Consider the following 6320-nt stretch of genomic DNA (forward strand, 5'->3'; position numbering starts at 1 on the left):
TACTACTTCTAATACTAGTACAATTAAAGCCGGTTACACCGATCAAGTCTTTGGCTTAACGCATCTGCTTGGATTTCGCTTTGCACCGCGCTTGCGCGACTTAGCTGATTCCAAGCTCTACGCGATCGGGAAACCTTCCGATTTTCCTAAATTGGAGAAGCTGCTGCGCGGACAGATTAATACAAAGATCATTCAGGAAAACTACGATGATGTTCTCCGGCTGGCTCACTCCATCCGGGAAGGCACCGTTTCAGCATCACTCATTATGGGGAAAATCGGTTCCTATGCAAGACAAAACAGCTTGTCTACTGCGTTGCGGGAAATGGGACGTATCGAGAAAACGATCTTCATCCTAGATTACCTTTCAAGCGAGGCGTTACGGCGAAAAATCCATCGTGGGTTGAATAAAGGGGAAGCAATGAATGCATTGGCCAGAGCGATCTTCTTCGGCAAACATGGCGAGCTGCGAGAACGTGCGCTACAAGACCAGCTCCAGCGGGCAAGTGCGTTGAACATTATCATCAATGCAATTAGCGTTTGGAATACCGTCTATCTCCAGCAAGCAACAGAACACCGCAAAAAGCAAGGGAAGTTTCAGGAAGAACTGCTAAACCATATTTCTCCACTCGGATGGGAGCACATCAATTTCTTAGGCGAATACAAATTCAATTTTAGACAGAATACGTCTCTCAATTCATTACGACCGCTGAAACAACAGGAAGTTGAATGACCGGTTGGTCCGGGCGGTATAGCTCGGACTATTGGGCTTAGAGTAAGAAAAAAACGCTAAGCCGGACTGATCCGAAGGCTTAGCGTATATTTTCGTTAAAATGTTGGCGGGACCCCCTTTAGGGATTGAATTTCTACAGCTGAAAAGCAAAACGGCAAGAGACCTATTCGACGGCAAAGCAACAGTGCTCATTAAGGACGGCAAGATCATGGAGGATAACCTAAAAAAAGAAAGGATTACCACGGATGAACTTATGGAACAGCTTCGAATAAAGAATGTGTTCAAAGCTGCCGATGTTGAATTCGCCATCATGGAGTCAAGCGGTGACGTTAGCGTTCTTTTAACCAAGGAAAATCAACCGTTAACGCCTAAACACCTGGGAATAAATGTCGGGCCAGAACAAGAACCTCAATCGGTCATTATGGATGGAAAAATAATGGACGAACCGCTTGCCACGATAGGTCTAAACAGGAAATGGCTGGATACGGAACTGGAGAAATTAGGTGTTTCGATTGATAACGTATTTCTTGGACAGGTGGATTCCTATGGCCAGCTATACGTTGATTTATTTGATGATCAGATCAAAGTACCGAAACCCCAGAAAAAAGCCGCGTTGCTTGCAACATTGAAAAAGTGTGAAGCGGATCTCGAAATGTTTGGCTTATCTACCAAAGAACAAAATACAAAGCAGATGTACGAGCAATGTTCAAAAGCGTTAGAAAAGATTATTGATGAAGTTAAACCATTGCTGATTCGTTAACAATTCGCCAATTATACGTCAGCTGAAATTCGAGGAGGATGTTCATGGCAAATAATATAAAGAAAAATTTAACGCGGGTACAACAGGAATATAAAGAATTGGCGCAAAGCGTCGAACCTCCGAGGCCCATACTCAAAAACTTCATTCGTGCGTTTATAGCTGGCGGGGCCATTTGTTTGGTTGGACAAGCCATCCAGGAAATGTTTGTGCATTGGGGCGGCTTTGATGAGAAAAAAGCTGGAGACCCTACCGTGGCGGTTATGATACTCCTTTCTGTCATTCTGACCAGCATGGGGGTGTACGATAAGTTTGCCCAATGGGCTGGTGCGGGTTCCGCAGTGCCTGTGACGGGATTTGCGAATTCGATGGCATCCGCTGCGATTGAACATCAGAGTGAAGGTATGGTGCTCGGTGTTGGCGGTAAAATGTTTAAACTGGCTGGACCGGTTATTGTATTTGGTACAGTCGCCGCCTTTGCGGTAGGAATTGTACATTTGCTGATCAAAGGCGGGGGAGGCTCTTAATATGTTAAAGGGACACCAGAGTTGGCTATTTGAGAACAAGCCGTTCATCCGATCAACAGCAACGGTAGTGGGTCCATTTGAAGGAAGAGGCCCGCTGGCCAAAGATTTTGACATTGTCCATGGAGAATCCATGATGGGACAAAAGAGCTGGGAGAAAGCAGAAAAGGTATTGATTGAAGAAGCGGCAAAACTGGCTATTGAAAATGCGGGGTTGACAAAGGAACAAGTACAGTTTTACATAGGCGGGGATTTGATGAATCAAATCATTAGCAGCAGTTTTGCCGCGCGAACATTATCGATCCCTTACATCGGTGTGTTTGGCGCTTGTTCAACCTCGATGGAAAGTCTGGCATTAGCAGCTAACCTTGTAAATTCCGGTTCGGCGAAATTTGTGTTGGCGGGGACATGTAGCCATGATTCCAGTGCGGAGAAACAGTTCCGATATCCGACCGAGTACGGTTCGCAAAAACCGCCAACCGCCCAATATACGGTAACCGGGGCCGGTGCTGCCATCATATCCATGGAAGGTGACGGACCGGTTGTTACTTCTGCCACCATTGGCCGGGTTATCGATATGGGCATTAAAGATCCGTTTAATATGGGCGCAGCGATGGCTCCTGCAGCGGTAGACACCATTGAGGCGCATGTTCGGGATTTGGGAATTGAACCGGGTTATTACGATTTGATCGTTACCGGCGATCTTGCGAAAGTCGGATATGAAATCGCCTGTAAATTGTTTAAGAAACATAACTTTCCCATCGAACAAACCGAATATTCCGATTGCGGGATGATGATTTACGATTATGAAACCCAAATGGTTCAAGCCGGAGCAAGCGGCTGCGGTTGTTCGGCAGTTGTTACCTATGGACATTTGCTAAATCGGATGCGAAGTGGTGAACTGAAACGAATCCTCGTTGTCGCTACGGGGGCGCTGCTATCCCCGATTTCATTTCAACAAGGGGAAAGCATTCCTTGTATCGCTCATGCCGTATCCATAGAGGCAGGGAGGGAGATATTATGATTTTTCTTTGGGCTTTTTTGGTGGGAGGTGCAATCTGTGTTTTCGGACAATTTTGTTTTGATGTCTTGAAACTTACACCGGCCCACACCATGACCCTGCTTGTTGTACTGGGCGCGATTGTCGATGGAATTGGATGGTATGACCCGCTGATTGAATTTGCCGGGGCAGGAGCATCGGTCCCGATTACAAGCTTTGGTAACGCGCTTGTCCATGGTGCGCTTCAAGAACTAGAGAGCAATGGCTGGATTGGGATCATCACCGGAATTTTCGAAGTGACCAGTGCCGGAATATCTGCAGCGATTATTTTTTCGTTTCTCGCTGCATTGTTCGTAAAACCCAAAGGATAATACGGGGCTCATTGTCACTGTAACGGTCGGTCAAGGTAATCCCTAACCGACCGGTTTTAATTATGAAAAACCCATTCAGATGCTATTTATTTCGGTTCCTATATTCTCCATCGCTTCTTTGGTTCTCTCCATCAAACTCGGCTCGGTTGGAACTTTTTTACTTGCCTTGCCATCCAATACTATTGGAGATTTATTACTTGCCGTTTTGATTCGGTGTTTAAATTGTGATTTAAGTTCGCTTTTTTCCATATTTTCTCCTTTCCATTTGCCATTTTCAGAATATGTAACTGATATTATTCCGATATTCATATCCTTTATACATCATCGGAGTCAGTAGACGGTCGGCGCTTCGGTTGGTGAACCATCGATCTTACCCTTTTGGTCCAAAGCATATCAAGGAAATGGCCGAACTGTGGAATGTAAGCGAAGAAGATCTTCCGATCGGATCAGAAACTTCTCATAGGTGATGCCGGACATATCGGCTGGCCTGCCTTTGGACACCCTCTTCCATTCCTCAAAACACTCCTCTGGTATACGGTAAGAAATCAAGATACCAAAATCGGATTTTACGCCTACCGAAGGATCAACTTTGGGACATCATCGGATTCGTGTAAATGTTCAAAAAGACGCCGATTCTCCCTGCTCCATCAACTCAGTAATTTCCTCAATGCCTTGGAGAAGTACAATGAGTTGTGTTGGCTGGTCAATAAAGAACTGATTGGCCGGTTGGTACTGGCATTGGCATACACGAACCAAAACTGGAAGATCCCCATACCTGCAAAGTATTACTCCAAACGGTTATGCAGAGATTTGCGCTTAATACATATAAGACGCTGACCGGATTAGGCCTGCGTCTTATATGTTTAAAAAGTATTGTAAATATTTTCGCATTCTACACCTGTCGGTTCGTAAAAGCAGTGGCTTTTGTATCTTCCGACAAAAGGCTGATTGTACCATGTCGAAGGGCAATTTGCGGGGGGTTTGAAATACCACAAAGAGAATTTAGCAGGCCATGGTCGCTCACCGTTAATTGACTTTCGTGCAAGGCGTCTATCTTTGTCCCTTGCCTTAAATAATCGCACTGCGAACATAAAAAGGGAAGGCATCTTGAGGATGCTTTCCCTTTTTTGCATGCGGTTATTCATCTGCCTTTTGATAAAAGTAAGCGTGTATGGTTGCTTCAAACGCATGCGGCTGAAATACCATTTGCGGAATCGTACGAATGCCTTTAAAATCGGAGCAGTTTGCCCGAATCCGATTAATTCCTACAGCCCCGACGAGCAGCATTCCTTGTTCGCCTTCCCCTTCCGCTTCGGCTCGAAGCAATCTTGCCAACAGATCTATATCACTTGCCCTGGCTTTGACAACGGCCATTGTATCACCTCATTTTAGTATCGGTTCACATTGCAAAGTGGGTGCTGATTTATATCGGTGTTGAATGGGTCGGATATCGCCTCGGTTATATTACCTACTCCCGCGGCTGGAATTGCTGGTGGTCGCTTTTTTTTTTGACGTACACATGTTTCTCATGCTTCGTTTTCATCATACAAAGCCGGTTTGGAGCATCCCGGTGACGGTATTGTCGATCTTCTTTTACTTGAACATGTTCGGTTATCTGTAAAGGAATCCAAGCCCCGTGACGGGCATTTTTACCGTGGACGCATATAATGGCGTAACCGAATAAGAGGAGTGATGAGTCGTGGCCGATGCCTCGCAATCCATATCAAAGGTATTACCCCCCTTTTCCATTTGGGGAGTTTATGCATCCGTCGCCGGCAGGCCGGTTGTATGGGGCAAGCTTGTGATGCGCGTTTTGCCGGACCAACGAGTTCAAGGCACTATCCAATTTCGCGGAACGCCGATTCCGATTGAAGGAAGCTGGAATGAAAGCGCGCAGCAGATCGTGTTTCATTCCCCCTACGCTGCCTATTCCGGTCATTTAACCATCTATGACGATGTCCAGATTCAACTTCGGCATTTGGTCCTCACCGGACGCCTTCGAATGCTCCCCCCCCCCTCTTTACAGGCGGGCGAATATGGAACCTGGGTAGCGACAACTGATATCAACTTGCATAGAGAAAGCACAACTAAAATCTCGTATCGAATATTTAGAAAATAAAATTCAAGAACTAAGGGAGAGACAATTGAAACCATTCAAATAAAGGCTTGTGCTTGACCGCCACCATGTGACGAGCCGCACGCTGGGAGTCGCGCGCGGCTAATAGAAATAAATAAAGGTTTCGTATACATGCCATATAAGCAGCAACCCTTACCCGTATAGGAACGCAACACCTTACAATCCGGCGAGCTTTTGCAGCCGTTGGGCAATCTGCATAAAATCCTCATTCGAGATGCCAGGGGCAAATTCTTCCGGCACTTCTTCAAGATCGGGCACTTCCCCTCCTTGGGGAACTCCTCTGACGACTTCCAATCGCTCTCCGTCGGAAGGGTGGGATCCTTTCCAGATTTGAGCGATATCTTCATAGTCTGAATCGCTAAACGTATATAACTTTCGATGAATTCCCTGTTCTTCGTATTTGCGGGTCGCATCAAATGCCCGATTCTCTAGATTGGGAATAGGGAGCATTTTTTTGACGTCGACTCCGGTCATGATTTCGAGCGCCTTCGCGTAAGCAAGCACATGAACTCCCCCGCGGACCAGCAAGTAACCCGTCATTTCGCGGGCGACAGGATGATCTGTCATCTCGTACACGCGCATCTTATGGGTGCGGGCGCCGCATTCGAGAAAAAAGTTATGCAGCAGATCAAGTACCAGATTGCCACTGTTAAAGACATAATCACCGTTCCATGCTTTGCCCATCGAATCGCCGGGCAACGAGGTTTGAGCCGTTGCAATAAAATGGTAGGTATTGCGTTTGTCAAGCCCGTTGCGCAGAGGAGCCGCATCCGGATCTGCCGGAAATGTGGAACCGGACAG

At 46.4% G+C, this 6320-nt stretch carries 6 protein-coding genes and 3 pseudogenes; 6 read left to right on the plus strand and 3 right to left on the minus strand.

Annotation, left to right across the window (positions count from 1 at the left end):
- Nucleotides 1-19: 19 nt before the first annotated feature.
- The 5 genes and pseudogenes from EHV15_RS33890 to spoVAE form a co-directional block, all read left to right on the plus strand.
- A pseudogene (locus EHV15_RS33890) lies at nt 20-730 on the plus strand (Tn3 family transposase); the annotation flags it as partial.
- Between the two features lie 118 nt (nt 731-848).
- A pseudogene (locus EHV15_RS33895) lies at nt 849-1490 on the plus strand (YetF domain-containing protein); the annotation flags it as partial.
- Between the two features lie 44 nt (nt 1491-1534).
- A complete protein-coding gene (gene spoVAC, locus EHV15_RS33900; protein ID WP_005832062.1) occupies nt 1535-2014 on the plus strand; it encodes a stage V sporulation protein AC in 480 nt (159 codons plus the stop codon).
- A 1-nt stretch (nt 2015) separates the two neighbouring features.
- The gene (spoVAD, locus tag EHV15_RS33905; protein WP_128635704.1) at nt 2016-3035 is read left to right on the plus strand and encodes a stage V sporulation protein AD; all 1020 of its coding nucleotides are present in this window, start codon (nt 2016-2018) and stop codon (nt 3033-3035) included.
- Nucleotides 3032-3382 carry a stage V sporulation protein AE gene (gene spoVAE / locus EHV15_RS33910; RefSeq protein ID WP_128635705.1) on the plus strand — a complete coding sequence of 117 codons (351 nt, stop codon included), beginning with the start codon at nt 3032-3034 and terminating at the stop codon, nt 3380-3382. Before spoVAD ends, spoVAE begins: the two co-directional genes overlap by 4 nt.
- Nucleotides 3383-3457: 75 nt before the next feature.
- Here spoVAE and EHV15_RS33915 read toward each other — a convergent pair whose 3' ends face one another.
- Both EHV15_RS33915 and EHV15_RS33920 read right to left on the minus strand, forming a co-directional pair.
- Nucleotides 3458-3691 (minus strand): hypothetical protein, encoded by a 234-nt coding sequence (locus EHV15_RS33915; protein ID WP_127510485.1) that lies wholly within the window; start codon nt 3689-3691, stop codon nt 3458-3460.
- 554 nt (nt 3692-4245) lie between these two features.
- Nucleotides 4246-4756, minus strand: a pseudogene (locus tag EHV15_RS33920) (cell wall hydrolase).
- Nucleotides 4757-5081: 325 nt separating this feature from the next.
- Here EHV15_RS33920 and EHV15_RS33925 point away from each other — a divergent pair.
- The gene (locus tag EHV15_RS33925; RefSeq protein ID WP_107338595.1) at nt 5082-5501 is read left to right on the plus strand and encodes a hypothetical protein; all 420 of its coding nucleotides are present in this window, start codon (nt 5082-5084) and stop codon (nt 5499-5501) included.
- 174 nt (nt 5502-5675) lie between these two features.
- On the opposite strand, the gene EHV15_RS33930 is transcribed toward EHV15_RS33925, so the two are convergent.
- Nucleotides 5676-6320 (minus strand): manganese catalase family protein (locus EHV15_RS33930; RefSeq protein ID WP_148101074.1); only part of this gene is annotated, 645 nt, incomplete at its 5' end.

Origin of the sequence: Paenibacillus oralis, from assembly GCF_003863965.1 — a bacterium.
Classification (GTDB): Bacteria; Bacillota; Bacilli; order Paenibacillales; family Paenibacillaceae; genus Fontibacillus; species Fontibacillus oralis.